Source organism: Streptomyces sp. NPDC020917, assembly GCF_044333795.1.
Classification (GTDB): Bacteria; Actinomycetota; Actinomycetes; order Streptomycetales; family Streptomycetaceae; genus Actinacidiphila.
In genome coordinates, this window is record NZ_JBIRRR010000013.1 from 215,947 (window position 1) to 242,500 (window position 26,554).

General features: G+C 73.6%; 19 protein-coding genes. 13 read left to right on the forward strand and 6 right to left on the reverse strand.

Going from position 1 to position 26,554, the window contains the following annotated elements; genetic code table 11:
* Window positions 1–280 precede the first annotated feature (280 nt).
* Window positions 281–1,642, forward strand: coding sequence for a crotonyl-CoA carboxylase/reductase (ccrA, locus tag ACH4TG_RS26165; protein WP_398244945.1), 1,362 nt, complete (start codon window positions 281–283; stop codon window positions 1,640–1,642).
* A 666-nt stretch (window positions 1,643–2,308) separates the two neighbouring features.
* A complete protein-coding gene (locus ACH4TG_RS26170; protein ID WP_398244946.1) occupies window positions 2,309–3,163 on the forward strand; it encodes a LuxR C-terminal-related transcriptional regulator in 855 nt (284 codons plus the stop codon).
* Here ACH4TG_RS26170 and ACH4TG_RS26175 read toward each other — a convergent pair.
* Both ACH4TG_RS26175 and ACH4TG_RS26180 read right to left on the reverse strand, forming a co-directional pair.
* Complete coding sequence (locus tag ACH4TG_RS26175) at window positions 3,160–4,209, reverse strand: 3-oxoacyl-[acyl-carrier-protein] synthase III C-terminal domain-containing protein (protein WP_398244947.1); 1,050 nt, start codon at window positions 4,207–4,209, stop codon at window positions 3,160–3,162. The two genes, ACH4TG_RS26170 and ACH4TG_RS26175, sit on opposite strands and share 4 nt — an antisense overlap.
* Before the next feature lie 290 nt (window positions 4,210–4,499).
* A complete protein-coding gene (locus ACH4TG_RS26180; protein WP_398244948.1) occupies window positions 4,500–7,601 on the reverse strand; it encodes an AAA family ATPase in 3,102 nt (1,033 codons plus the stop codon).
* A gap of 353 nt (window positions 7,602–7,954) precedes the next feature.
* Between ACH4TG_RS26180 and ACH4TG_RS26185 the strand changes: the two genes are divergently transcribed.
* The 6 genes from ACH4TG_RS26185 to ACH4TG_RS26210 all read left to right on the forward strand — a co-directional run bounded on the left by ACH4TG_RS26185 (window position 7,955) and on the right by ACH4TG_RS26210 (window position 14,935).
* Window positions 7,955–8,986: a 3-oxoacyl-ACP synthase III family protein gene (locus tag ACH4TG_RS26185; RefSeq protein ID WP_398244982.1), complete on the forward strand. Its 1,032-nt coding sequence runs from the start codon at window positions 7,955–7,957 to the stop codon at window positions 8,984–8,986.
* Window positions 8,983–10,872 (forward strand): 3-hydroxyacyl-CoA dehydrogenase family protein, encoded by a 1,890-nt coding sequence (locus tag ACH4TG_RS26190; protein WP_398244949.1) that lies wholly within the window; start codon window positions 8,983–8,985, stop codon window positions 10,870–10,872. The genes ACH4TG_RS26185 and ACH4TG_RS26190 overlap by 4 nt, the downstream gene beginning before the upstream one ends.
* A gap of 519 nt (window positions 10,873–11,391) precedes the next feature.
* Window positions 11,392–13,023, forward strand: coding sequence for an amino acid adenylation domain-containing protein (locus tag ACH4TG_RS26195; RefSeq protein ID WP_398244983.1), 1,632 nt, complete (start codon window positions 11,392–11,394; stop codon window positions 13,021–13,023).
* 14 nt (window positions 13,024–13,037) lie between these two features.
* Window positions 13,038–13,352, forward strand: a complete 315-nt coding sequence (locus ACH4TG_RS26200; protein ID WP_398244950.1) for an acyl carrier protein — start codon at window positions 13,038–13,040, stop codon at window positions 13,350–13,352.
* An 84-nt stretch (window positions 13,353–13,436) separates the two neighbouring features.
* On the forward strand, window positions 13,437–14,579 hold the full coding sequence (locus tag ACH4TG_RS26205) for an acyl-CoA dehydrogenase family protein (RefSeq protein ID WP_398244951.1): 1,143 nt from the start codon (window positions 13,437–13,439) through the stop codon (window positions 14,577–14,579).
* The gene (locus ACH4TG_RS26210; RefSeq protein WP_398244952.1) at window positions 14,576–14,935 is read left to right on the forward strand and encodes a DUF6059 family protein; all 360 of its coding nucleotides are present in this window, start codon (window positions 14,576–14,578) and stop codon (window positions 14,933–14,935) included. Before ACH4TG_RS26205 ends, ACH4TG_RS26210 begins: the two co-directional genes overlap by 4 nt.
* A gap of 133 nt (window positions 14,936–15,068) precedes the next feature.
* Here ACH4TG_RS26210 and rfbH read toward each other — a convergent pair whose 3' ends face one another.
* From rfbH to ACH4TG_RS26225, 3 genes are read right to left on the reverse strand one after another with little or no spacing between them, the layout of a single operon-like run.
* Window positions 15,069–16,373, reverse strand: a complete 1,305-nt coding sequence (rfbH, locus tag ACH4TG_RS26215; RefSeq protein WP_398244953.1) for a lipopolysaccharide biosynthesis protein RfbH — start codon at window positions 16,371–16,373, stop codon at window positions 15,069–15,071.
* Window positions 16,374–16,375: 2 nt separating this feature from the next.
* Window positions 16,376–17,401, reverse strand: a complete 1,026-nt coding sequence (locus ACH4TG_RS26220; protein ID WP_398244954.1) for an NAD-dependent epimerase/dehydratase family protein — start codon at window positions 17,399–17,401, stop codon at window positions 16,376–16,378.
* Complete coding sequence (locus ACH4TG_RS26225) at window positions 17,398–18,450, reverse strand: Gfo/Idh/MocA family protein (protein ID WP_398244955.1); 1,053 nt, start codon at window positions 18,448–18,450, stop codon at window positions 17,398–17,400. The genes ACH4TG_RS26220 and ACH4TG_RS26225 overlap by 4 nt, the downstream gene beginning before the upstream one ends.
* Before the next feature lie 190 nt (window positions 18,451–18,640).
* Between ACH4TG_RS26225 and rfbA the strand changes: the two genes are divergently transcribed.
* From rfbA to rffA, 5 genes are all read left to right on the forward strand, one after another.
* Window positions 18,641–19,513, forward strand: coding sequence for a glucose-1-phosphate thymidylyltransferase RfbA (rfbA, locus tag ACH4TG_RS26230; protein WP_398244957.1), 873 nt, complete (start codon window positions 18,641–18,643; stop codon window positions 19,511–19,513).
* A 19-nt stretch (window positions 19,514–19,532) separates the two neighbouring features.
* The gene (gene rfbB / locus ACH4TG_RS26235) at window positions 19,533–20,546 is read left to right on the forward strand and encodes a dTDP-glucose 4,6-dehydratase (protein ID WP_398244958.1); all 1,014 of its coding nucleotides are present in this window, start codon (window positions 19,533–19,535) and stop codon (window positions 20,544–20,546) included.
* Window positions 20,540–21,916, forward strand: coding sequence for an NDP-hexose 2,3-dehydratase family protein (locus ACH4TG_RS26240; RefSeq protein WP_398244959.1), 1,377 nt, complete (start codon window positions 20,540–20,542; stop codon window positions 21,914–21,916). The genes rfbB and ACH4TG_RS26240 overlap by 7 nt, the downstream gene beginning before the upstream one ends.
* A 145-nt stretch (window positions 21,917–22,061) precedes the next feature.
* Window positions 22,062–23,273, forward strand: coding sequence for a nucleotide disphospho-sugar-binding domain-containing protein (locus tag ACH4TG_RS26245; RefSeq protein WP_398244960.1), 1,212 nt, complete (start codon window positions 22,062–22,064; stop codon window positions 23,271–23,273).
* Window positions 23,274–23,325: 52 nt separating this feature from the next.
* The gene (gene rffA, locus ACH4TG_RS26250; RefSeq protein ID WP_398244961.1) at window positions 23,326–24,480 is read left to right on the forward strand and encodes a dTDP-4-amino-4,6-dideoxygalactose transaminase; all 1,155 of its coding nucleotides are present in this window, start codon (window positions 23,326–23,328) and stop codon (window positions 24,478–24,480) included.
* Window positions 24,481–24,823: 343 nt separating this feature from the next.
* On the opposite strand, the gene ACH4TG_RS26255 is transcribed toward rffA, so the two are convergent.
* Complete coding sequence (locus tag ACH4TG_RS26255; RefSeq protein ID WP_398244962.1) at window positions 24,824–26,524, reverse strand: MFS transporter; 1,701 nt, start codon at window positions 26,522–26,524, stop codon at window positions 24,824–24,826.
* Between the last annotated feature and the right edge of the window lie 30 nt (window positions 26,525–26,554).

Sequence of the window (26,554 nt, forward strand, 5' to 3'; positions counted from 1 at the left end):
ACGCACGAGCCGGCGGAGTGGGGGGCTGAGGAACGAGGCACCCCGCCCAGCCGGCGAGCAGGACGACCGACCACCCACACCACGGGCTGACGCACGAGCCGGTGGAGCGTCCCTCCGCCGGCCGGCCGGAATCCCGGCGGATATCACCACGGGCTGATGCCTGGGGACGGTGCGGCAGCCCCTACTCGATGCGGGTGTACCCCACCGCCTGGTCGGAAGGGGAGCGGCGGCGGCCGGTGTGCGTTTCAGTGGACCGTCAGGTCAAGCGACTGGAGGCACCGTGAAAGAGATCCTCGACGCCATCATCGCGTCGACCGCGTCGACCGCCGCCGGCCGATCCGTAGTGAGCGCGGGGGACTTCGCGGCCCTGCCGCTGCCGGAGTCGTACCGCGCGGTGACCGTGCACAAGGACGAGGCGGACATGTTCGCCGGCATCCCGCCGGTCGAGCGGGACTGCCGCAAGTCGCTCCACGTGGAGGACGTGGCGGTGCCCGAACTCGGCCCCGGCGAGGCGCTGGTGGCGGTCATGGCCAGCTCGGTCAACTACAACACGGTGTGGAGTGCGATCTTCGAGCCACTGCCGACGTTCGCGTTCCTGGAGCGGTACGGCCGGCTGTCGCCGCTGGCGAAGCGGCACGACCTGCCGTACCACGTCATCGGCTCCGACCTGGCGGGCGTGGTGCTGCGCACCGGCCCCGGGGTCAACAAGTGGCACGCCGGCGACCGGGTGGTGGCGCACTGCCTGAGCGTGGAGCTGGAGTCGGCCGACGGCCACGACGACACCATGCTCGACCCCGAGCAGCGGATCTGGGGCTTCGAGACCAACTTCGGCGGCCTGGCGGAGATCGCCCTGGTCAAGTCCAACCAGCTGATGCCCAAGCCCGAGCACCTGACGTGGGAGGAGGCCGCCGCCCCCGGCCTGGTCAACTCCACCGCCTACCGCCAGCTCGTCTCCCGCAACGGCGCCGCGATGAAGCAGGGCGACAACGTCCTGATCTGGGGCGCCAGCGGCGGACTCGGCTCCTACGCCACCCAACTCGCCCTCGCGGGCGGCGCGATCCCCATCTGCGTCGTCTCGAGCCCCCAGAAGGCCGACATCTGCCGTGCCGTCGGCGCCGAGGCGATCATCGACCGCACCGCCGAGGACTACCGGTTCTGGAAGGACGAGCACACCCAGGACCCGCGGGAGTGGAAGCGGTTCGGCGCCCACATCCGGGAGTTGACCGGCGGCGAGGACGTGGACATCGTCTTCGAGCACCCCGGCCGGGAGACCTTCGGCGCCTCGGTCTACGTGACCCGCAAGGGCGGCACCATCGTCACCTGCGCCTCCACCTCCGGCTACACCCACGAGTACGACAACCGCTACCTGTGGATGAGCCTCAAGCGCATCGTCGGCTCGCACTTCGCCAACTACCGCGAGGCGTGGGAGGCCAACCGCCTGGTCGCCAAGGGCAAGATCCACCCGACGCTCTCCCGCACCTACACCCTCGCCGAGACCGGCCAGGCCGCCCACGACGTCCACCGCAACCTCCACCAGGGCAAGGTCGGCGTCCTCGCGCTGGCCCCCCACGAGGGCCTGGGCGTCACGGACCCCGAACTGCGCGAGCGCCACCTGCCCGCCATCAACCGCTTCCGGGAGTAGGCGGGCAGGGCCCGACGAAGAGGACCGGAGGGCCGCTGCGGCCCTCCGGTCCCGTGGTATGTGCCGTCTGTGCGGCCCGGGTCACCCTGCTAGAGCGGGGTGCTCTCCCAGCGGTCGTCGTCCGGCACCGCATCGAGGTCCACAGTGGTGCTTGCAACATGCACGGATAGTCGGAGCCCGACGACCGTGCCGTGATCCGCGGCGGAGGCGTTGACGGCCCCGACAGCCCCGGTGGCCCAGAGCCCAGCGGCTCCGACCAGCAGGACAAGGGCTCTTCGAACGCGCGCGCTGTCCATTACGTACCCCCATGTTGACGTCGCTTGGTCCGGCGCATTTCTGGTACGTGGTGCGATACGCAGAATCCTCGCCGAACATTCGCAGATTCCCCAGGCAAGGGGCGTGGCGTAAGGTTGCCTGGCAACTAGTCACCTCAGGGGGAGTGATCAGGTGCCGCTGGAGAACTCCATACGCATGCTCGGAACAGCCCAGCTTGACGATCGGAGTGCCTCCGCTTACGAGCATGCTGTCCTTCTCGGACGCTTCGTCAGGTCAGAGGTCACTCAAGCCCTTGGCCTCTCGGAGGAGGCGGTCGGCGAGGCCGAGCGGACGCTTCTGAGACTTCGACTGCTGCGCCCGGTCCCCGGTCGGCCGGACCTCCTGACGCCGGTGAGCCCGAACGCCGCCGCGGCCGATCTGGTGGGTCCGGTGGAGCACGAGATCCGCGACCTGCAGCAGCAGGTGAGCGCCGCGCGCAGCGGCGTGCTCGCTCTGCTGCCCGCGTACTTCGAGAGCCGCCGCCAGCGCAACAAGGCCGAGGCGTTCGACGTGATCAGCGACCGCGCCACCCTCCAGGCGACACTGGACGAGTACGGCGCGCGGTGCCGCACCGAGATGCTCACCGCGCAGCCGGGCGGCACCCGCCGGGCCGGCGCGCTGGAGGAGGCACGCCCGCTCGCGCTGGAACGCCTCCATCGCGGGGTGCACCTGAAGCACCTCTACCAGCACACGGTCCGCAGCGACATCGCCACCACCGCTTATGTGCGGGCGGTGACGGCGGCGGGCGCCGACGTCAGCACCACCGACGAGCTGATCGACCGGATGATCATCTACGACCGCGAGGTGGTGTTCCTCCCGGAGCAGCAGCTCGACGACGAACCGGGCGGGGCGGTGGTGGTGCGGGAGCCGACGCTGGTCGCGTTCCTGTGCAAGGTCTACGACTACCTGTGGACCGGCGCCGTCCCGTTCGTCCCCGACGTCGAGGAGGACGCGGCCATCGCGGACGACCTCAAGCGGGCCATCGTGCGTCTGATGGCCCAGGGCCACAAGGACGAGATGGTGGCGCGCAGGCTCGGGATGTCGGTGCGCACGTGCCGGCGCCACATCGCCAGGATCATGGAGGAGATGCAGTCCACCAGCCGCTTCCAGGCCGGGGTCAACGTCATGCTGCACGGGCTTCTCGACGCTCCGACCGCGGGGGTCGGAGACGCCGCGATGCCCGGCAGCCGGCCCGACGGTTCCTAGGGCGCTGCCGCCGGCGGTGCGCCGGCGGTCCGCTCCAGGGCCAGTCCCCCGACGACCCATTTGCCGGGCTCGACGGTGAGCGCGAGCGCGCGCTCACCGACGGTGGACTCCGCGGCCAGCCGGTGCAGTTGGAGCAGTGCGGCGGCGTTGCCGGTGTTGCCGTGCTCGGTGACGCCGGACAGCTGGCGGCTGCGGTCCAGCCCGAGCCGGTCGCAGATCCGGGCGGTCATCCGGCCGGACAGTTCGGGTGGCAGCACGTAGGCGATGTCGTCGCGCCGCCAGCCGGTCCCGGCCAGCAGATCGTCGAGCAGCCCGGCGGCCAGGCCCGGCACGTGTTCCCGCACCGCGTCGTGGTCCTCGTAGAGCATCCGTCGGCCGGGTTCGGTGCGCACCGCACCGCTCCAGTCGATGATCAGGCCGGGCGCCCGGCCCAGGCCCATGAAGCGGTGCAGCCGGGTGTGCACGGTCAGCGCGGCGCCCTCCGGCCGGGCGGTCACCGCCGCGGCGCCGGCGGCGTCCCCGAACAGCGCGGAGGCGTACAGCTCCTCCCGGCTCAGCAGGGCGGCCGGACGGCTGACGTCGAGGAAGCGGTCGGTGACGTCGCCGCCGATCACCAGCCCGGCGCGCAGGCCGCCGGCGAGCAGCGCCCCGGCCACGTCGAGCGCCTGCACCGGCCCGGAACTGCCGGCCTGCAACTGGTAGGCAGGCAGGTCGCGCAGGCCGAGCCGGTCGGCGACCACGGTGGCGGTGGTCGGCAGCAGGGTGTCGGGGGTGGCGGTGCTCAGCACCAGGAAGTCCAGGCCGCCGCCGGCCAGTCCGGCCGCGTCCAGGGCGGCGCTTCCCGCCTCCGCGCACAGGTCGGCCAGGCTGTGGGTGAGGTTCCCGGTCGCCGGGTCCCAGCAGAAGTGGCGGCTGCGTGTGCCGACGGAGCGCTCGATCCAGTCGCCGGCGAGGCCCAGCAGGTCGGCCACCGTGCCGTTGGACACCGGCCTGCCCGGTAGCGCGATGCCGGTCCCTGCAACGAAGAACTGCTGGGGCGTCCTCATGTCCGGGCTTCTGTGCTCCTCGGCACGCCGGTCCAAGCTGTGGCCTCCTTCGGGCAGGGGTCGGTCGGCAGCAGAGTGCATGCGGCCCACTCCCTCCTGCCCCCGACAGGCTCGCCCACGTCTCTAAAGCCAGGCTTGCGTGGTTCGGGCGCTGGGATGTCGGCAGCGGGTGCGACGGGTCCGCACTCGGCTCGGGGATGTCGTGTCGCTCGCCATGGGATGGCTGCGCCTACCGTTTCGGGCGCGGGACGGCACGCGAGCGGGTGACTGCGCCGTCCCGGCGTCCGCGGTCATCTCTGGAAGGCGTCCTCCACGAGGTCGAGCTGCAGCTCCATCGGCAGGTCCTGACGCCGTGTGATCTTCAGCTTACGGTACGCACGGGTCAGATGTTGCTCAACAGTACTCACGGTGATGTAGAGCCTGGCGGATATCTCACGATTGGTGTATCCGTAACCGGCCAGCGCCGCCACCCTCCGTTCCGCCTCGCTGAGTTGCTCGGTGCGCGCGGGCGCCGGTTCAGGGCGCTGCGGCCCGGCGGGCGGCTCCTCGTCCTGCCTGCCGCGGCCGGACTGCCCGGGCGAGATCTGCTCGCACAGCGGCACCGCCCGGCATTCCGCGGCGAGTTGCCAGGCCCGCCGCGTCACGATGCCGGCGCGGCTGTCCTCTCCGGTCAGCCGCAGCGCGCGGCCCAGGTCCGAGAGGGCGCGGGCGAGTTCGATCCGGTCGCCGCAGCGGCGCAGTTCGTCGACCGCGGCGGTCAGCAGCTTGGGCCGCTGTTGCAGTTCGGCGGTCGCGGCGCGCAGCCGCAGCGACACCCCGCGGACCCGCGGGCCGCGGGCGTCCGGCATCCCGAGCTGCTCCACCACGAACCGCTCGGCCCGCCGTCGCTCGCCGAGTTGCAGCAGCGCCTCGGCGGCGTCGGTGCGCCAGGGATTCTGGCGCGGCCGGTCCAGGCTCCACCGGTGGGCGAGCCGGCCGACGTCGAGGAACTCGCCGAGCGCGGCGCGGTAGCGGTGGGTGGCCATGTAGTAGTGGCCGCGGGCGCGCAGATAGGTCAGGGCGTGCACGCTGGAGAACAGTTCGTCGGGTGCGGGGGTCTGCAGGCGTCGGGTGGCCTCCTCGTAGCGGCCCATACCGGTGAGCGCGGTGGCGAGCGCGGCGACCGGGGCGAAGAGGAACAGCCCGCCGCGGTCGGCGATCGTGTCGGCGGCGGCCGCCGCCTCCCGCTCCGCGCCGGCGAGGTCGCCGAGCCGGAGCAGGCCCTCGGCGTGGACGGCACCGAAGACGGCCCGCCAGGCGGGGGCGGAGTCGCCGGCTGCCGCCGACAGCCGCCGGCACCAGAGCGCGGCGCGGTCCGGCCGGTCGAGATGCACCAGCGTGCGCACGGCCTGCACGATCGGCTCGAAGGTGTTGTGCGCCAACGGCGTTCCCTTCAGGAGGCGTTCGACGGCCTGCTCGTCGCCCTCGGCACCGGGGTGGGTCCACAGGGCGGCCGCGGCGCGCAGCGCGGCCGCGCTCCTGGCGGGCAGTTCCCGGCCGTCCCGCATCTCGTCGGCCGCTGCCCGGGTGGCGGCGCCCGGGGTGGTCCCGCCGGGAGCTGCCGTGCCGGGGACGGCTGGGGCTGCCGCGGCGGGGGCGGCCGGTGCTTCGGCCGGGCGGGGCGCGGGAGGCAGCGCGAACAGCTCGCGCAAGGGGTCTTCCCGGGGGGCGGCACCCAGTCCGGTGAGATGGCCGAGCGCCTCGGCGGCCTCCTCCATCCTGCCCTGCGCCACCAGCAGCCTGGCCAGCCGCCCGGTCCTGGCCGGGCTGAGCGCGCCATCGCGCAACGCGGCGAGCGGGGCGCGCAGGTGGGCTTCCGCGGCGCCCGGGTGCAGCCGCCACACGACGCCCGCACGGCGCAGGTCCACGTCCAGCCCGGCGTGCTCGTCCGTGCACAGGGTGCGGGCGAGTTGCAGGCACGCGGCGGCGTGCACGCAGTCGTCCGCGGAGACCAGCGCGTGCTTGGCCGCCTCGCACAGCACCGACAACGGCCAGTCGCCGACCGGCGGTTCGCTGCGCAGACCGTCGTCCCCCGCAGCGGCGAGCAGATGCCGGGCCACGACGTCGGCGTGGCCGCCTCCCTCCTGCAGCACCTGGGCGGCGCGGCTGTGGAGTTCGCCGCGTTCGCGGCCGGGCGTGGCGTCCAGGACGGCGGCGGTGATGGCCGGGTGGCGCAGCCGCCCGGCTCGGGTGAGCCCGGCCCTGTCCAGGACGTCCATGGTGCGGGCGGTCGCCGACGGCGTCAGGCGCGCCACGCGGGCGACGTTCTCCACGGTGGCCTCGGCGTCCAGCACCGCGAGCACGGTGGCCAGCCGGCGGAATCTGGTGCCACCGCGGTGCAGGCAGGTCAGCACGGCCTCGGTGAACGGGCCGCCGTGTTCGGGCTCCGGCGCGGGGGGTTCGGTGAGCAGCGCGCGCAGCAGCAGCGGGTTGCCGCCGGTGGTGTGCTGCAGCCGCGCGGTCAGCTCCGGGGTGGCGGGCCGGCCGGCGTGCCGGCTGAGCACAGCCGCGGTGCCCGACTCGTCGAGCCGCCCGATGGCGATCCGCGCGTAGCTGGGGTGGCGGAGCAACTCGGTGCGGGCCGGGGCCTCTTCGGCCCTCTCCTGCGGGACGTCGGCCAGCACGAGGAGCAGCGCGGTGCCGCGCAGGGTGCGGACGGCGTGCAGCAGGTAGCCGAGCGAGCGGGCGTCGACGTACCGCAGATCGTCCACGCACACCACGAGCGGAGCCTGTTCGGCCAGGGCGCGCAGCGCCCAGCCGAACTCCTCGGCGGTGAACGGAGCGGCGAGGTAGCCGCCCGGGTCGCCCGGCGCGGCGAACGCGGCCTCCCCGTCGGGGGGTTGGGGTTCGCCGGTGAACGTACCGCCGGCAGCGGCCACATGGGGCTCGCCGGTGAACGACGGGGCCGAGGTGCCGGGGCCGAGGCTGTCCGGCTCGGGATACGGTAACCCCGCAGCCGCCTCCGGCGCGGACCGCTGCCCGGGGAACCGCACTCCCCCCGGCAGCACCGCACCGGATCGCGGCAGTTCGGGCCCGGACCGGGCGGGCCGGGCGCGGTGCCCGCCCGGCGTCGCCAGGACCGGCGGCGGTTCGGCCGGCAGCAGGCCGTCCGGCAGGTCGGCGACCAACCGCCGTACCACCGCGTAGGGTTGGTCCCGCGACGACGGTGTGCCCCCCGCGCGCAGGACGTTGGCACCCCCGCGTTCGGCCTCGTCGGAGAGGACGGTCAGCAGCTCCGTCTTTCCGCAGCCGACCGCACCCTCCACCAGGACCACTCCGGTGGTCCCGCGGCGGCAGGCGTCCAGCGCGGCTTCCAGCCGCGCCCACGCACTGTCCCGTTGCACAAGTGACATGTCCCCGCCTTCCGTTCGCTTCCCCGGCGAATGCCCATACGATGCCGCCGCCCCGGCGGGATACCGACAGCCAACCCATGGCCACAAGTTGCCGGGCAGCAATTTTGAGAGCGGCCCACCGCACGCGGACGCCCTGCCTCCCCCTGCTCGCAGGGGCGCCGGGCCCCTGGCCCCGCGCAGGTGGGCGGGGCCGCGCCAGTGCGACGGAGAACGCAGGTGGGGTACACCGGCCGGCGGTTGCCTAGGGGCGCTTAGGGGTCGGGCAAGGGTTACCGGCGTACCGCGCCGCACCTCACGATGGCGAGGAGCTTGGCCCGTTCCGCGCCCGCCGTCGTCATGGTCAGGAGCCCGTCATCAAAGGCATAGGAATACTGGGAACCGGTTCGTACCTGCCCGCCGAGACGGTGTCCAACCGGGTGGTGGCCGAGCGCGCCGGGGTCACCGAGGAGTGGATCCTGCGCAAGACCGGGATCAGGGAACGCCGTTACGCCGCCGAGTCCGAGGCCACCTCCGACCTCGCCGTCGAGGCGGCCCGGGCGGCGCTGGACGCCGCGGGGATCACCGCGGACGAGCTCGCGTGGGTGGTGGTCGCGACCTCCACCCCCGACCACCCGCAGCCGGCCACCGCCTGCCTGGTCCAGGACCGGATCGGCGCGAGGCGTGCCGCCGCGTTCGACATCAACTCCGTGTGCAGCGGCTTCGTCTTCGCCCTGGTGACCGCGGCCCGGCTGCTCCCCGGCCCGGACGGCGCGGTGCGCGGCTGCGGCCTGGTGATCGGTGCCGACGTCTACTCGCGGATCGTCGACCGCGCGGACCGCCGCACGGCGGTGCTGTTCGGCGACGGCGCGGGCGCGGTGGTGCTCGGTCCGGTCCCGGAGGGCGCCGGGCTGCTCGGCTCCCACCTGGCCAGCCACGGCGACCGGCGCGAGCTGATCCACGTCGAGGCGGGCGGCAGCAGGCTGCCGGCCTCGGAGAAGACCGTCGCGCTCGGGCAGCACCACTTCCGGATGGACGGGCGGGCGGTGCGTGACTTCGTCGCCGCGGAACTCCCATGCAGCGTCGGCGCGTTGCTCGCGAGCAGCGGGCTGCGGCCCGAACAGGTCGACCACTTCGTGCCGCACCAGGCCAACGGCGTGCTGCTCGCGGACATCCTGCCGACCGTCGGGCTGCCCCGGGCCCGCACCCACCTCCACGTCGCCGAGCACGGCAACACCAGCGCGGGCTCGATCCCGCTGGCGCTGGACACGGCGTGCAGGTCGGGGGCGTTCGCCGACGGCGACCTCCTCGTGCTGTCCGGATTCGGCGGCGGCATGTCCATCGGCTCGGTGGCGCTGCGCTGGGGTTCCGGCGCGGCCCGCCCGTCCGGGAAGGACGCGGCGGCGTGACGACGGCACCCACTCTCCGGAACTCCGCGGCTCCCGCCGGTTCGGCCGCCCCGGCTCCATCGAGCGCCCCCGCGGCCTCCGCCGCCGGCCGGCGCGCCACCGCCGCGGTCCAGGTCAGGGAGGGCCTGCCGTTCCGTACCGCCGCGGTCATCGGCCTCGGCACGGTCGGCTCGGCGTTCGCGCGGGCGCTGGCTGCGGCCGGCGTCGCGGTCGCCGCGGTGGAGGCGGACGACGCGCGCCTGGCCGCGGGCCGGGCCCGCACGGAGCATCCGGCAGCCGATGGCCAGCGGCCCGGCGGGACGGCGGGGGCACCGGGCACGCCGGACCCGGCGGCGATCGGCTACGGGACCCGCCTGGACGCGCTCGCCGAGGCCGATCTGGTGCTGGAGGCGCTGCCCGAACGCCTGCCGCTGAAGGCCGCGATGCTGCGCGAGGCGGCCCGGCACGCCGGTGCCGGCACGGTGTTCGCCACCACGACCAGCCTGTCGGTCGGCGCCGTCGCGGCAGCGGCCGGACTGCTGCCGCGCACCGTCGGCCTGCACCCGATCGGCCACACGCCGGCCGGCGGCGCCGTCGAGGTGGTGCCGGGCGCGGTGACCGAGGCCGCGATCGTCACCGCCGCCGAGGACCTGGTCACCGCGCTGGGCGCCACACCGGTCAGGTCCGCCGACCGGCCCGGCTATCTCGCCGGCGGGCTGCTGCTGTCCTATCTCAACGGCGCGGCGGCGATGCTCGACCGCGGTTACGCCGACGCCCGCGACATCGACGCGGCCATGGTGCTCGGCTGCGGGCTGCCGCGCGGCCCACTCGCCCACCTCGACCTGATCGGTCTCGACAGCGCCCTCGACACGCTGCGCGGCCTGCACGAACTGACCGGCGAGGCGCGGTACGTGCCGGCGCCGGTGCTGGCGCACCTGGTGTCCGCGGGGCTGCTCGGCGTGAAGTCCGGCCGCGGCTTCCACCGTTACGGGGACGGTGCCGGCGGTCCGACCGCCGAGGCGGACCAGCCGCGGCCGGGCGGTTCCGCGGCCGCGCCCCGCACGGTGGCGACGGTCGGCGTGATCGGCTCAGGCACGATGGCCACCGGCATCGCCGAGGTCTTCGCGAAGGCCGGCTGCCCCACCACGCTCGTGGCCCGCGACGAGGTGCGGGGCAAGGCGGCGCTCGACCGGATCGCCGCGTCGCTGGACCGCGCGGTGACCCGCCGCAAGATCGGCGAGGCGGACGCTCGGGCCGCGCTGGACCGGCTGACCGCCGGCGGCGAGATGGCGGCGGTGGCCGGGTGCGACCTGGTCGTCGAGGCGGTCGCCGAGGACATCGACGTCAAGCGGGCGGTGTTCGCGCGGCTGGACGCGGTGTGCCGGGCAGGCGCGGTGCTGGCCACGACGACGTCGAGCCTGCCGGTGGTCGAGTGCGCCACCGCGACGGCACGCCCGCAGGACGTCGTCGGCCTGCACTTCTTCAATCCGGCGCCCGTCATGCGGCTGGTGGAGGTGGTCACCACCGCGCTGACCGCGCCCGACGTCACCGCCACCGCACTCGCGGTGTGCGGCCGGCTCCGCAAACGGCCCGTCGGCATCGCCGACCGGCCGGGCTTCCTCGTCAACGCGTTGCTCTTCCCGTACCTGAACGGCGCGGTGCGGCTGCTCGCGGAGCGCCACACCACCGCGGCCGAACTCGACACCGCGATGACCGCGGGCTGCGACTACCCGATGGGCCCGCTGGCCCTGCTCGACGCGATCGGCCTCGACGTCTCGCTCCAGATCCAGCACAGCCTCCACCACGCCCACCCCGACCCCTCCCTCCTCCCCGCCGCCCCGCTCCACGACCTGGTGTCCGCCGGTCTGCTCGGCCGCAAGACCGGCTGCGGCTTCCACCGCTACTGACCGCCCGCGCGGCGCACACCCCGCACCGCGACCGGTGTCACCAGCGGCCGCCACCGACCCGTCCGGGTCACGGCCACCGACGCGCCGGCGGGCGCCGACACCGGCGATCCCCCCACGGCCGCCGTTGCCTCTCCCGTACCGGGACCGGCGATCCCCGCACCGCGAGCACCGCGGCCCGGCCACGCGCCCCGTGGCCGGGCCCTGCCCGCCGTCCAGGACCGCCCGTCCTGCCCGTTCGCCGTGCGGGCCGCTTCCGCCCCGCGCTCGGCCCGCCACCCGGCTCCCCGCGTCACGGCCGGGGCGCGCGGCCGCCGATCACCCCCGGGCCGCCTCCGAGGTCAGGCGGGTGAGCCGGGTGGGCGGGGCGGGGATCAGGGGGTGAGCCGCAGGCAAGAGGGGCTTTAGCCGGCGCGCGGACGATGACGGAAACCAGATCCGAACAGGGGAACTTCCCCGCCGCGACACCGGACGGGCGGCGGGAGTCCCGGAGGAGGACCCGTCATGGGGCAGCCGTCGAGCATGCCGCGCGAGGAGCCTGAGCACGGTGCCGCGCCGGAAGACCGATTCGAGGGGCTGCACCGCCTGGTGACGGCGTCCGCGGCCCGGTACGGGGAACGTCCGGCGGTGGACGCCGCCGACGGTGTGATGACGTACGCAGAACTCGACGTGCGGGCCGAGGCGTTCGCGCGGGAACTGGCCGGACGGGGCGTCGGGCCGGGCGACCGGGTGGTCGTGTGGGCCGCGAAGTCCTGCGCGGCGGTCGCCGCGATGCAGGCGGTGTTGCGGCTGGGCGCCGCCTACGTGCCGGTGGACGGCTCGACGCCGGTCGGCCGGATGGCCATGGTCACCCGTGACTGCGCGGCCCGCGTGGTGTGCGCGCCGGACGCCCGGCGCGCCGGCGTCGTGGCGGAAGTGCCGCCGGGCACGGGGTTCCTGGCACTCGACGAGCCTGACGACGGCACGCGCGCGACCGCGTCGCGGACGCGTCCCGCCGACGCGGCCGTCGCCCCGGACGACCTCGCCTACATCCTCTACACCTCCGGCTCGACCGGCGTGCCCAAGGGCGTCTGCATCAGCCACCGCAACGCCCGCGCCTTCGTCGACTGGGCCGTCGCGGAACTGTCCGCGGGACCCGAGGACCGTTTCTCCAGCCACGCGCCGTTCACCTTCGACCTGTCCGTGCTGGACCTGTACGCGGCCTTCGCCTCCGGCGCCTCCGTACATCTGATCGGCTCGGAACTCGCGTACGCGCCCGTCCAGTTGGTGGAGTTCCTGCACGAGCACGCGATCACCGTCTGGTACTCCGTGCCGTCGGCGCTGATGCTGATGATGCGCGGCGGCGGGCTGCTGGAGCGGCCCGCGCCGCCCGCGTTGCGCGCCGTGCTGTTCGCGGGCGAGCCGTTCCCGATCACGGGGGTGCGCCAGCTCGCCGGCTGGACCGGCGCGCGGCTGCTGAACCTGTACGGCCCCACCGAGACCAACGTCTGCACGTTCCACGAGGTCACCCCGGCGGACCTGGAGCGCGAGCGCCCGGTGCCGATCGGCGCCGCTTCCTGCGGCGACACCGTGTGGGCGGTCAACGACGAGGGCCGGGCCCGGCCGGGCGAGGAGGGCGAGCTGTACGTCGACGGGCCCACCGTGATGCTGGGCTACTGGGGGCGCGAGCCGCAGCGCGGCCCGTACCCGACCGGCGACGTCGTGCAGGTCCGACACGACGGCTCCTTCGACTACGTGGGCCGCTTCGACCACATGGTGAAGGTTCGCGGCCACCGCATCGAACTGGGCGAGGTCGAGGCCGCGTTGACCAGCCACCCGTCGGTGGAGAACGCCGCGGTGGTCGTCGCGGGCTCGGGCCTCGACGGCCGGCTGGCCGCGTTCGTGGTGCCCGCTTCCGGGACGTCCGGCGCCGGCGTGCTGGCGTTGAAGCGGCACTGCGCCGCGCGGCTCCCCCCTTACATGATCGCGGACTCGGTGGACTTCGTCACCGAGCTGCCCCGTACCCCCAACGGCAAGGTCGACCGGACCGCGCTGGCCGAGCGGCTGACCGCCGCCGGCACCGCGCGCCGGCCGGTCGCCGGCCCGCCCGCCCCCACATCCACTCCCGTCGCCGGCCGTCCGGCCGGTGCGCCCGCGCACGCCGCGGCCAGTTGAGAGGCAGAACCGACATGACGCAGCCCAGCGAGACCGACGTCAGAGCCAAGCTCACCGCGTTCATCCGGGAGAGTTTCCTCGCCGGCGACCCAAACGGGGAGCTGGAGGACACCACGCCGCTGCTGGAGTGGGGGGTGCTGGACTCCCTGAAGGTCGCGATGCTGCTGAACTTCCTGCGCGCGGAGCTCGGCGTGGTGGTGCCGTTCGGCAAGATGAGCGGCCCCAACTTCAGGGATGTGAACCACATCGTCGCCCTGGTGCTCGAACTGTCCCCGGCGGAGCCCGCGGCGGCCGCTCCGGCGGGCGCGGCCGCCGCGGTGGCCGACTGATCCGCCGATCCGGCCGGGCCGGCCCCTGCCCGGCCGGCCCCCACCCCCACGGTTCTGACAGATTCAAGGGACGGAACTTCAGGCATGGACTTCGACCTCACCGACGGCCAGCGCGCGGCCTGCGCCGCTCTGCTGGAAGCGGCCCGCGAGCGGTTCGGCGAGGCCGCCGCCTCCCCGCGGGAGTACGCGGACCGGGACGCGTGGCAGGCCGCCGCGCGTCTCGGTGCGGCCGGGCTCTGCCTACCCGAGACGTTCGGCGGCGGCGGGCTCGGCGCACTCGACACGGCGCTGCGCCTGGAGGCGTTCGGGGCGGGGTGCGCGGACACCGGTCTGGTCTTCGGCGTGGCCGCGCACCTGCTCGCCTGCGCCGTGCCGATCGACGCGTTCGGCTCCGACGACGTCCGCAAGGAGCTGCTGCCCGGCCTGAGTTCGGCCCGGCTGATCGCGGCCAACGCGATGACCGAGGACGGCGCAGGCTCCGACGTCGGCACGCTGGCCACCACGGCACGGCCCGACGGGGACGTCTACGTCCTCGACGGTGTCAAGTCGTTCGCCAGCAACGCGCCTCTCGCGGACGTGTTCGTCACCTACGCGACGACCGACCCCGCGCTCGGCTTCTTCGGGATCAGCGCGTTCGCGGTGCCCCGCGACCTGCCGGGGATCACGGTCAGCGGCCCGATGGCGAAGATGGGGCTGCACGGATGCGCCGCCGGCCGGGTGGAGTTCACCGGCTGCCGCGTCCCGGCCCGTTACCTGCTGGGCGCCGAGGGGCAGGGCAGCATGATCTTCCAGCACTCGATGGGCTGGGAGCGCGCCGTCCTGCCGGCGCTCTACCTGGGCGTCATGGAGGAGCAGTTGCGCCGCTGCGTCGTGCGTGCCGGCGAGCGACGCCAGTTCGGCCGCCCGATCGGCGAGTTCCAGGCGGTCTCGCACCGGATGGCGGCGATGCGGCAGCGGCTCGACGGCGCCCGCTGGCTGCTGTACCGGGCGTGCTGGCTGCTCGACGAGGACCGCGAGGAGCAGGTGGCCGCCGCTGCCGTCGCCAAGAGCGCGGTCTCCGAGGCGGCGGTGGCCAACAGCCTGGACGCCGTGCACGTCTTCGGCGCGGCCGGCTACCTGGTGGACGGCGGCATCGAGCGCAACCTGCGGGACGCGGTGCCCGCCGCGATCTTCTCGGGAACGACCGAGATGCAACGGGAGATCCTGACCAGGAAGGCGGGGCTGTGAGCGCCGCGCGCTCCGGCCGCGGGCCGGCCCGGGCCCGGCGCCTGGGCCGGCGCGCCTGGCGGCTGGCCATGACCTATGTGCTGCGTCCGGTGGGCCTGACGCTCGTCAACTTCGGCTATCTGTGGTTCCCGCCGCCCGGGCCCTTCCCCAACGAGCCGTCCCCGGCGGAACCGGAGCAGGCCGCGCGTCCGCTGCGGGCGCCGCTCCGCGACCCCGCGGGTCCCGCCCTGTACCACCCGGAGCGGCTGCGTCCCGACATCCCGCTGAGCGAGGTGGAGCGGGCGCTGCAACGGCAGTTGTGGGCTGTCGACGACGAGTACCCGGGCAACCCGCCGCTCTCCGGCGGGCGCGCCTGAGCCGGGCCGCACGAACCGGCAGTGCCCGCACCGGGGTTGCCCGACCGGGCAAGTGCCCTGCCACCAGACCTCCCGCGCCCGGGCCAACGCAGGAGCCGGGATCCGCGTCCGCCGCGGATCCCGGCTCCTGCGTTTACCGGTAGGTCCCGACGAACTCGGTGATCGAGGCGGTCACGTAGTCGAGCATCTCGGCGGTGAGCGCCGGGTAGACGCCCACCCAAAGAGTCTGTCCGGTGATGATGTCGCTGTTGGTCAGGTCGCCGGACACCCGGTAGTCCTGGCCGGTGAAGGCCGGCTGGCGCGTGAGGTTCCCGGCGAACAGCCGCCGGGTGCCGATCCGCCGGGACTCCAGGAAGTCGCTCAGTTCCGCGCGGCGGAACGGCGCCCGCGGGTCGACGGTGATGGCGAAGCCGAACCAGCTCGGGTCGCTGCGGGGCGTCGCCTCCGGCAGCAGCAGCCACGGCAGCCCGTCCAGGCCCTCCCGCAGCCGGCGCCAGTTGGCGCGCCGGGCGGCGACGAACTCGTCGAGCCGGGCGAGCTGGGTGAGGCCGAGCGCGGCCTGCAGGTCGGTCGCCTTCAGGTTGTAGCCGATGTGCGAGAAGATGTACTTGTGGTCGTAGCCGGCCGGGAGTTCGCCCATCTGGAAGTCGAACCGCTTGAGGCACTTGTTGCTCTCCCCGGGCTCGCACCAGCAGTCGCGGCCCCAGTCGCGCAGCGACTCCACGACGCGGGCCAGCGCGAGGTTCGAGGTGAGCACGCAGCCGCCCTCGCCCATCGTGAGGTGGTGCGCCGGGTAGAAGCTGACGGTGGCCAGATCCCCGAAGGTGCCGGTGAGCCGGCCGTCGTAGGTGGAGCCGACCGCGTCGCAGTTGTCCTCGATGAGGAACAGATCGTGTTCCTCGGCGAGTTGGGCGACCTCGGCGACCTCGAAGGGGTTGCCGAGGGCGTGCGCGATGATGATCGCGCGGGTCCTGGGGCCGATCGCCCGGGCGACGCGTTCCGCGGTGGTGTTGTACGTGCGCAGTTCCACGTCGACGAAGACCGGCACCAGGCCGTTCTGCAGGATCGGGTTGACGGTGGTGGGGAAGCCCGCGGCGACCGTGATCACCTCGTCGCCGGGCCGGAGCCTGCGGTCCTCCAGGGCCGGCGAGGTCAGCGCGGAGACGGCGAGCAGGTTGGCGGACGAGCCGGAGTTGGTCAGGTGCACCTTGCGGCGCTTGAGCTTGCGGGCGAACGCGGACTCGAACTTCCGGGAGCTGCGACCGGCGGCGATCCTCAGTTCCAGAGCGGCCTCCACCAGCGCCATCCGGTCCTCCTCGTCGAGGACCGCCCCCGACGGCCAGATCTCGGTGACCCCGGGGACGAACTCCCTTACCCCTTCGTGCTCCTGGTGGTACTTCCTGACCCCTTCGAGAATCAGCGCTTTGACGTCATCCATCCTCAAGCCCCTCCTGAGCGAGTCAGCACGCCGACTCCGGTTTCCAGCAAAAGGTCGCGCAGCGAGTGCTCCAGGGTCAGCCGCGGCCGCCAGCCGAGCAGGTGGCGCGCGCGGCTGATGTCGCACCGCTGCCACTGCAGGTCGCCCCGCTGCTCGTCGCGGTTCTGGTCCTCGACCACGGACAGGGTCAGGCCGCTGAGGTCGATGAGCCGGCGGACCAGTTCGCGCACCTCCACCGCCTCGCCGCTGCCGATGTTGACGACCTGGCCGCAGACGTCGGCGACCGAGGCGGCGACGACCGCGTCGGCCACGTCGCGCACGTCGATAAAGTCGCGCCACGCGGTGAGCGGCGCGAGCCGCAGCTCGGCGGGGAGTTCCCCGGAGGCGGCGGTGCGGGCCCGCTCGTGCAGCCGGCGGGCGAGGATGCCCAGCAGGCTGTCGGGCGGGGTGCCCGGTCCCGCGACGTTGGCGATCCGCAGCACGGTGCCGTGCAGCGTGCCCTCGGCCGCGGCGTCCAGGACGGCCCGCGCACCGAGGAGTTTGGACCGCCCGTAAGGGGTGTCGGGTGCGGGGGTGACGTCCTCGCTGATCCGGGTGCCGCGCGGCACCGGGCCGTACTCGTGCAGCGAGCCGAGGTGGACCAGCCGCGGTTCGTGCGGCACGGCGGCGATGGCGGCGACGAGCCGGCGGACCAGTTCGGTGTTGCCCTCGTACATCTGGTCCTCGCTCATGCCCCAGACCGCGCCGACGGAGTTGACGACGACGTCGGCACGCGTGGCCAGGAGGATGTCGGCGATCCGCTCGGCGGGTGCGTCCACCAGGTCGAGCCGGGTGAACAGGCCGTCGGGGGCGCCGGTGGACGCGCCGCGGGCGACCCGGGCGACGGTGGCGCCGACCGCGCCGAAGGCGGAGCAGATGTGCCGGCCGAGGAATCCGGTGCCGCCGAGGACCAGCACCGACAGGCCGGGCGGGATCGGGACGGGTCTGCCGTCGGTGGCTCGGGCCGTGGTGCGCTGGGCGGTGATCATCCGCGGTCCTCCACGGTGATCCGCTGGGCGCACCGCTGGACGGCCTCGACGAGTTCCGCGGTGCGCACCGCGGCACGCGCCCAGGTCTCGTGGTCGGGGTCGCTCCCGGTGATCCGGGCGCGGCGTACCGCGGCGGCGAACGCGGCGACGGTACCGGCGTACTGGTCCTCGGCGGGCAGCTCGGCGGTACCCGTTCCGTCCGGGCCGTCGAGGCGCAGCACCGGGGTGTGGTCGGGGGGCGGGGTGAAGGCGCGGTCGAGGCTGATCCGCCCGCGGCTGCCCCAGAGTCGGTAGCCGGACCCGTAGGCGTGCTCGAACCCGAAGTCGGCGGTGACGATCTCGCCGCCGGCGGCACGCAGCAGGGCGCTGCCGGCGAGGTCCACGCCGGTCACCGGGTCGTGGCGGAGCACGGCGCCGACGACGGTGAGGTCGTCGCCGAGGAAGAACTGGGCGGCCCGGATGGGGTAGACGCCCACGTCGAGCAGGGCGCCGCCGCCGAGTTCCGGGCGGTAGCGGACGTCGGTGGCGGGCAGCGGCGGGAAGCAGAACGCACCGCCGAAGCGGCGCAGCCGGCCGATCCGGCCTTCGCGCACCATGGCGCGGACGGCGCGGTGCTGGCCGTGCTGCAGGAAGCAGAAGTTCTCCCGCAGCACCACGCCGGCGTCCGCGGCGGCCGCCGCCAGTTCCGCGGTGTCGGCCGCTGAGGTGGTCAGCGGCTTCTCCGCGAGCACGTGCTTGCCGCCGCGGAGGGCGGCGAGCGCCCACGGGTGGTGCAGGCTGTTGGGCAGCGGCAGGTACACGGCGTCGACGTCGTCGCGGTCCAGGAGTTCCTGGTACCCGGCGACGGCGGCGCACCCGAGGTCGGCTGCGGTGCGCGCGGCGCGGTCGGCGTCGCGGCTGGCGACGGCGGTGAGTTCGGTGCCGGGGTGACCCCGGATGGCGGCCATCATGCGGCGGCGGGCGAAGTCGGAGGTGCCCAGCACCCCGATGCGGATCGCGCCGTTCTGCGAGGTGCCGCCGGCGTGGTGGTCCGGGGCAGCGACGGTCATCGGTCCTCGTCTCCACTTGTCACGGGGAATAAGAATTGTCGGCACAATGAAGTCAACGCCTTGCGCGACCGGCCATTCAACCCCCTACCGACTGCGGGCACCCCCTATTCGGAGCGGCCGGATTCTTCGCGCCCCCTATTGGTCCGCGTGATACTCGACCGACCGGGCGACCGCCGGTAAGTTCGCGGCAATGAAAGGCATCCTGCTTGCCGGAGGAAGCGGCACTCGGCTTCACCCGTTGACCCGGGCGGTGTCCAAGCAGTTGCTTCCGGTATACGACAAACCAATGGTGTATTACCCGCTGTCGGTTCTCATGCTGGCCGGAATTCGGGAAGTCCTGGTGATTTCCACGCCGGCCAGCCTCGAACTCTTCAGGGAGCTCCTGGGCGACGGTTCACGGCTCGGCATGGCGATCGACTATGCCGAGCAGCCGGCGCCCAACGGCATCGCCGAGGCGTTCACCATCGGGTCGGAGCACATCGGGAACGACCCGGTGGCGCTGATCCTGGGCGACAACATCTTCCACGGGCCGAGCTTCTCCCCGCTGCTGCGCCGCAACGCGCAGCAGATCGACGGCTGCGTGCTGTTCGGCTACGCGGTCAAGGACCCGGAGCGGTACGGCGTCGGCGAGGTCGATGCCGACGGCCGGCTGGTCGCGCTGGCGGAGAAGCCGGTCAGGCCGCGGTCGAACCTGGCCGTCACCGGCCTGTACCTCTACGACAACGACGTGGTGGACATCGCCAAGAACATCCAGCCCTCGGCCCGCGGCGAACTGGAGATCACCGACGTCAACCGGGTCTATCTGGAACGCGGCAAGGCCCGGCTGGTGAATCTCGGCCGCGGTTTCGCCTGGCTGGACACCGGAACCCACGACTCGCTGCTGCAGGCCAGCCAGTACGTACAGGTGCTCGAGCAGCGGCAGGGAACGCGTATCGCGTGCGTCGAGGAGATCGCCTACCGCATGGGATTCATCGACGCGGAGTCCTGCCACCGGCTGGGCGTCGAGATCGGCTCCTCGGACTACGGCGCCTACCTGCGGGCCATCGCGATGGGAGAGACATGAGAACGACAAGGAGAAGCTCGTGCGGATCCTGGTGACGGGGGGCGCCGGTTTCATCGGCTCGCACTTCGTGCGGCGGTGGGCGGCCGGCGACTGTCCCGAGTTCGACGGCGCCGAGATGGTGGTGCTCGACAGGTTCACCTACGCGGGCAACGAGGCCAACCTGGCCCCGGCGGCCGGCCATCCGCGGCTGCGGGTGGTGCGCGGGGACATCTGCGACGCGGCGGCGGTCGGTGCTCTCATGGAGGGCACCGACCTGGTGGTGCACTTCGCCGCGGAGTCCCATGTGGACCGCTCGATCGCCGGCGCCGCGGAGTTCGTGCGCACCAACGTGCTGGGCACCCACACGCTGCTGCAAGCGGCCGTCGACCACGGTGTCGGCCGGTTCGTGCACGTGTCGACCGACGAGGTGTACGGGTCGATCGCCCGCGGCTCGTGGCCGGAGGACCATCCGCTGCGCCCCAACTCCCCCTATGCGGCGTCCAAGGCGTCGTCCGACCTGATGGCGCTCGCCTTCCACCGCACGCACGGCCTGCCGGTGTGTGTGACGCGCTGCTCGAACAACTACGGGCCGTACCAGCACCCGGAGAAGGCGATCCCGCTGTTCGTGTCGAACCTGCTGGACGGCCGGCCGGTGCCGCTGTACGGCGACGGGACCAACGTCCGGGACTGGCTGCACGTGGAGGACCACTGCCGGGCTCTGGCGCTGGTCGCCGCCGGGGGCGAACCCGGCGAGGTCTACAACATCGGCGGCGGCACCGAGCTGGCCAACCGCGACCTGGTGGCGCGGCTGCTCGAACTGCTCGGCGCCGGGCCGGAGATGGTCCGCACGGTGACCGATCGCAAGGCGCACGACCTGCGGTACTCGGTGGACTGCGGCAAGATCCGCGAGCAGCTCGGGTACGCGCCGCAGGTCGGGTTCGCGTCGGGCCTCGCGGACACCGTCCGCTGGTATGCCGAGCACCGCGACTGGTGGGAGCCGCTGCGCGCGGCCGACCGGGCGGCGGCCGGAGCGCTCGCGGGGGCGTCGTGCTGACCCCGGTGTCCGCGCGGATCGCACGGTCCGCGGCGGCGGTGGAGACGGCGCACGCGCCGCTGGAGGACTTCTGGGCGTGGTGGAAGCAGAGCTGCGCGGACGACGACTCGGCCGGGCGGGTCATCCCGTTCGGGGAGTTGCGGTCGTGGAGCTTCGACCCGGGCAGCGGCGACCTGGTGCACGACACCGGGCGCTTCTTCACCATCGGCGGCATCCGGGCGCACCGCCCGGGCGCGGCGGTGGAGTCCTGGTCGCAGCCGATCATCAACCAGCCCGAGGTGGGCATCCTCGGCATCCTGGCCAAGGAGTTCGACGGGGTCCTGCACTTCCTGATGCAGGCCAAGACCGAGCCGGGGAACTGCGCGGGACCCCAGCTCTCCCCGACCGTGCAGGCCACCCGCAGCAACTACACGCGGGTGCACAAGGGCAGCCCGGTGCCCTACGTGGACTACTTCCGCAACGCCGAGCGCCACCGGGTGCTCGCCGACGTCCGGCAGTCCGAGCAGGGCAGCTGGTTCTACCGCAAGCGCAACCGCAACATGGTCGTCGAGGTGACCGGGGACGTCGAGGTGCTCGACGGGTTCCGCTGGATGCCGCTCGGCCAGGTGCACCGGCTGCTCGGCGAGGTGGACCTGATCAACATGGACGCCCGAACGGTGCTGGCCTGCCTGCCGTTCCCCTTCCAGGACCTCGACGGCGGCAGCACGGACGGCTTCCGGCCGGCCGACACCGAGGTGCTGAGCTGGATCACCGAGGCCCGTACCCGGCACGAGTTGCTGACCGAGCGCGTCGCACTGCGCGACGTGGCCGGCTGGCGGCGCGAGGCCGACCGCATCACCCACGACAGCGGCGGGTTCTTCGACGTGATGGCGATCGACTTCCGTTCCCGGGGCCGCGAGGTCGCCGCGTGGACGCAGCCGATGGTCAGGCCGCGGTACAGGGGCGTGTCGGCCTTCCTGGTCCGGCGGGTCGACGGCGTGCCACAGGTGCTGGTGAGCACCCGCGTCGAGGTGGGCTGCGCGGACGTGCTGGAGCTGGGCCCGACCGCGCAGGGCACGCCGGAGAACTACGACCTGCTGCCGGCGGCCGCCCGGCCGCCGCTGCTGGACGAACTGCTGGCTGCGCCCGCCGAGCGGGTGCTGTTCGACACGGTGATGTCGGAGGAGGGCGGGCGGTTCTACCACGCCCGCAACCGCTACCTGGTGGTCGAGGCAGGCCCGGACGGCGGGCCCGCCGACACCCCCGACCTGCGGTGGATCCCGCTGACCGAGCTGGAGGGCCTGGCCCGGCACAGCTTCTACGTCAACGTCGACGCCCGCACCCTGATGGTCTGCCTGCAGCGGGTCTTCGGCCCGGTGCCGGTCACCTGAGCCGGCGGGCCGCGCGGCCCGCCCTCCCCCGCGCGTGTCCGTCCCCGCCGCTACGGCGGGGACGGACCGCTGTCCGTGCCCGGCACGGGCGGGGCCCCGCGCCGCCCGCACCCGCCCGCACCCGCCGAGCAGCAACGGAGCATCGATGCGCGTCCTCTTCGTCCCCGCCGCAGCGCCCAGTCACTACTACCCGATGGCGCCGCTGGCCTGGGCCTTCCGGCTGGCAGGACACGACGTGGTCGTGGCCGGCCAGCCGCCGGTGACGGACCCGGTGGTCCGCTCCGGCATGACGGCGGTCGCCGTCGGCGGCGGCTACGACATGCTGGCCGGGCTGACCGAGGCCACCGAGACGGTCCGCCGGGAGACCGGCCGGCTGCTCTCGGGCTCCGCGACCTGGGCCTCGCTGCCGCCCGAAGTCCAGCGCCGCTACAGCGAGATGCGCGGCGCCCCGCACGTGCGGACCGCCGAGGACATGGCCGACGACCTGGTGGCCTTCACCCGGGACTGGCGGCCCGACCTGGTGGTCAGCGATCCGCTCACCTACGCGGCCGCGCTGGCCGCCGACGTGGCCGGGATCCCCCTGGTGCACCACCTGTGGGGTCCGCAGCCGCCCTCGCTGGCGAAGTTCCCCGGCTTCGGGGCGCCGCCCGAGCGCTGGCCGCAGGACCTGCTGAAGCTGTTCGCGCGGTTCGGCGCCCAGCCGAGGGCCGAGCACGGCCTGTGCACCGTCGACCCCTGCCCGCCGAGCCTGCAGCCCGCTCCGGTGCGGGCCCAGGTGCGCACCGCGTACCGGCCGTACAACGGCTCCGGGCAGGTGCCCGGCTGGCTGCTGCGGCGCGCCGGGCGGCCGCGGGTGTGCGTGTCGTGGATGACGACCAACACCGCGGCGGCCGGGCAGGGCGATCGGCACCCGGTGGGCACCCTGGTCGGCGCGCTGGCGGCGCTGGACGCCGAGGTCGTGGCGCTGGTGCGGCCGGCCGACCGGGAGCGGATCGGACCGGTGCCGGACGGCGTGCGGCTGGTGACCGACCTGCCGCTGCACGCGGTTCTGGCGGGCTGCGACGCCGCGGTCAACCACGGCGGCGCCGGCACCATGCTCACCGCCGCGTGCCTGGGCGTGCCCCAGGTGATCGTCCCGCAGGAGGCCGGTCTGGTCTTCAACGCCGAGTGCCTGGCGGCCACCGGCGCGGGGGTGGCACTGCCCTCTTCCGAGACGGACGGCGAGCGGATCGCGGCGACCGTCGCCCCGCTGCTGCACGACCCGGCCCGGCGGCTGGCCGCCGGGCGGCTGGCCGAGGAGAACACCGCCCAGCCCTCGCCCTTCGAGGTGCTGGCGACCCTTCAGGAACTGATGTGACCGGCCGCCCGAGCCGGGACCGCCCCGACCACCGCGACAGAAGGATCCGACCATGACCATGACGACGACCGAGAGCGTCATCGCCTTCAACCGGCCGCACATGACCGGCGAGGAGGCCGGGCTGATCGCGGCCGCTCTCGCCGAGCGGTCGCTGGAGGGCGACGGCCGGTACACCAGCCGGGCGACCGAACTCCTCACCACGATGGTCGGCGCCTCCTCGGCCCTGCTGACGACGTCCTGCTCGCACGCGCTGGACATGAGCGCGCTGCTGCTGGACCTGGAGCCGGGCGACGAGGTGGTGATGCCGTCGTTCACCTTCCCCTCGACCGCCAACGCGTACGCGCTGCGCGGCGCCGTGCCGGTCTTCGTGGACGTCCGCCCGGACACGCTGAACATGGACGAGCTGCAGATCGAGGCGGCCATCACGCCCCGCACCAAGGCCATCGTGGTGGTGCACTACGGCGGCGTGGCCTGCGAGATGGACACCGTCATGGCGATCGCCGGCCGGCACGGCCTGCCGGTGATCGAGGACAACTCGCACGGTCTCGGCGCCTCCTACCGCGGGCGCCCGCTCGGCTCGATCGGCGTGATGGCCACGCAGAGCTTCCACGCCACGAAGAACGCGCACTGCGGGGAGGGCGGCGCGCTGCTGTTCAACGACGCCGGCTACCTCAAGCGCGCCGAGATCATCCGCGAGAAGGGCACCAACCGCCGGCAGTTCTTCCGCGGCGAGATCGACAAGTACCAGTGGATGGACCTCGGTTCGAGCTTCCTGCCGTCGGACGTGCTGGCTGCCTGCCTGGTGGCGCAGCTGGAGAACTTCGCCGCGATCCAGGCCCGCAGGCTCCAGGTGTGGGACGTCTACCAGGAGCAACTGGCCGGCTGGGCACGGGAGAACGGCGTGGTGCAGCCCACCGTCCCGGCCGAGTGCGCGCACCCCGCGCACCTGTACTACCTGCTGCTGCCGGACCTCGAACGGCGGACCGCGCTGATGGCGCACCTCGCCGGGCGCGGCGTGAAGACCGCCTTCCACTACCTGCCGCTGCACAGCGCACCGGCCGGCCGCAGGTACGGGCGGACCGTCGAGGGCGGCTGCCCTCTGACCGAGCGGGTCGCCGACCAGCTCCTGCGGCTGCCGGTCTACACGGACCTGAGCGATCACGACGTGGAGCGCGTGCTGGACGGGGTGACGTCCTTCCGCGTCTGACCGGCCGGACCCGGCGGTCCCGGCAAGGCGCCTGCCCGGCGGGGAGACCCGCCCGGCAGGCGCTTCTGCCTGCCCGGCAGGTCCCCGGACCGGTCCCTCTCCAGGCCGGTCCCGGACCGGATCCCGGACCCGGACCGGGGCGGCGAGCCCGGACTCGCGGACCCAGACCCGCGAACCCGGACCCGCGAGCCCGGACCTCCGGACCCACACCGGCGGACGCAAACCCACGGACCCGGACCCGCGGACCCGGACCCACGGGCCCAGTCCGGCGGACCGAAACCCACGGAGGGCCCGCCACCGGATGTCCGGTGACGGGCCCTCCGACGTGCGGGGCCGCCGGCCGTCAGGAGACCGGCGGCTCCAGACCGCCCGCCTCCAGGCCGCCGCCCGCCGGGTTGGGGCGCGGAGCGGGACGGCGGAGCCTGCGGGCGGGCGCCTCGGCAGCCGGTGCGGCCTCGGCCGCCGCTTCCTGCGCACCGTCGCCGGTTCCCGCCGGCCCGGCCGGCGCCGCCTGCGGGCCGGCCGGCTGCTCCGCGCCGGGAGCCGTCGCGGGGCGCGGCTCCCTGAAGAACAGCGTGATGAGCACGGCCAGCGCGGCGATCCCCGCGCCGCTGACGAAGACCCGGTCGGTCGCGCCGACCAGGGCGTCGACGACCGTCTGCCGGGCCTGCCCGGTGAGGGTCTGCAGCAGCGCGATGCCGGACCGGCCGCCGCTGCCGCCCTTGAGGTCGTCGGGCACCCGGGAGGCGAACTCCCGGGCCAGGATGGTGCCGAAGACCGCGCTGCCGACCGCACCGCCGAGGGTCTGGCTGAAGCGCACCGAGGTGATCGCCACGCCGAGCTGCTCCCTGGGCACGGAGACCTGGACCGCGAGCAGCGCCATCCCGAGCACCATGCCGAGGCCGGCGCCGAGCAGCAGCAGGTCGAGGTTGGCCACCCACACGGAGGTGTCCGGGTGCAACCGGCTGAGCAGGGCGAAGGCCGCCATCACCATGACCGTGCCGATCACCATGACCAGCCGGAACCGGCCGGGCCTGCGGATCAGCCGGCCGGCCACCACCGCGGAGATGATCATGCCGAAGGCCATCGGCAGCAGGTGGACGCCGGCGAGCGTCGGCTTCACGCCCTGGGCCGCCTGCAGGTACAGGGCGACATAGACGACCGAGCCCATGGTGACCATGCCGGAGATGAACTGCTGCGGGCTGGCCAGCCGGAACACCGGGTTGCGGAACAGCGAGAGCGGGAACAGCGGCTCCTTCGCCGCGATCCTCGGCCACAGGCCCTGGCGCAGCAGGAAGGCCACCAGCAGCACGGCGCCGCCGAGGATCAGCAGCACGATCACCGGCGAGCCCCAGGCGTGCTCGGTGCCGCCCCATTCGGTGACCAGCAGCAGGGCGCTGGTGGCCGCCGCGATGAGCAGGGCGCCGGTGTAGTCGATCGGGTGCCGGTCGCTGGAGACCGGGAGCTTCAGGCACAGCGTGCCCAGGGCGAGCGCGATCAGTCCCAGCGGCAGGTTCACGTAGAAGATCCAGCGCCAGGAGAAGTGCTCGGTGAGGAATCCGCCGGCCAGTGGGCCGACGACGATGCACACGCCGGTCATCACGCCGCCCATGCCGGCCCCGCCGCCGCCGGTGGACCCGCCGCTGCTGGTGGTCTTCGGCGGCCAGATGCTCAGCACGACGACCAGGGTGACGCTCATCAGACCGCCGCCGCCGATTCCCTGCAGGGCACGGAACGCGATCAGTTCCTGCATGTTCTGGGCGATGCCGCACAACGCGGAACCGACCAGGAAGGTGGCGAGCGAGAAGAGGTAGACCTTCTTCGGTCCGTAGACATCGGTCAATTTTCCGTACATCGGCTGCGTCACCGTGGCAGCGAGTGCATAAGCGGTGATCAGCCACGGGAGAAGGTCGAGACCGTGCACCGGATCGAGGCTCTTCGTGATGGGCCAGGCAGCCGTCGCCACGATATTCGAATCGACGATGCCCAGGATCATCGACAAGACGGCGCCAATCGTCGCCAGCCTCATCTGAGTGAGTGTCATTGCCCCAGCCTAATTAGGTATTCGACGGTT

Excerpts from the sequence above, each read along its gene's own strand:
- ACH4TG_RS26195 (WP_398244983.1), top strand. The coding sequence starts at position 11,392 with ATGCCGCGCGAGGAGCCTGAGCACGGTGCCGCGCCGGAAGACCGATTC.
- ACH4TG_RS26175 (WP_398244947.1), bottom strand. The coding sequence starts at position 4,209 with ATGAGGACGCCCCAGCAGTTCTTCGTTGCAGGGACCGGCATCGCGCTA.
- ACH4TG_RS26180 (WP_398244948.1), bottom strand. The coding sequence starts at position 7,601 with ATGTCACTTGTGCAACGGGACAGTGCGTGGGCGCGGCTGGAAGCCGCG.
- ACH4TG_RS26200 (WP_398244950.1), top strand. The coding sequence starts at position 13,038 with ATGACGCAGCCCAGCGAGACCGACGTCAGAGCCAAGCTCACCGCGTTC.
- ACH4TG_RS26255 (WP_398244962.1), bottom strand. The coding sequence starts at position 26,524 with ATGACACTCACTCAGATGAGGCTGGCGACGATTGGCGCCGTCTTGTCG.
- rfbH (WP_398244953.1), bottom strand. The coding sequence starts at position 16,373 with ATGGATGACGTCAAAGCGCTGATTCTCGAAGGGGTCAGGAAGTACCAC.
- rfbA (WP_398244957.1), top strand. The coding sequence starts at position 18,641 with ATGAAAGGCATCCTGCTTGCCGGAGGAAGCGGCACTCGGCTTCACCCG.
- ACH4TG_RS26245 (WP_398244960.1), top strand. The coding sequence starts at position 22,062 with ATGCGCGTCCTCTTCGTCCCCGCCGCAGCGCCCAGTCACTACTACCCG.
- ACH4TG_RS26205 (WP_398244951.1), top strand. The coding sequence starts at position 13,437 with ATGGACTTCGACCTCACCGACGGCCAGCGCGCGGCCTGCGCCGCTCTG.
- ACH4TG_RS26225 (WP_398244955.1), bottom strand. The coding sequence starts at position 18,450 with ATGACCGTCGCTGCCCCGGACCACCACGCCGGCGGCACCTCGCAGAAC.
- rffA (WP_398244961.1), top strand. The coding sequence starts at position 23,326 with ATGACCATGACGACGACCGAGAGCGTCATCGCCTTCAACCGGCCGCAC.
- ACH4TG_RS26220 (WP_398244954.1), bottom strand. The coding sequence starts at position 17,401 with ATGATCACCGCCCAGCGCACCACGGCCCGAGCCACCGACGGCAGACCC.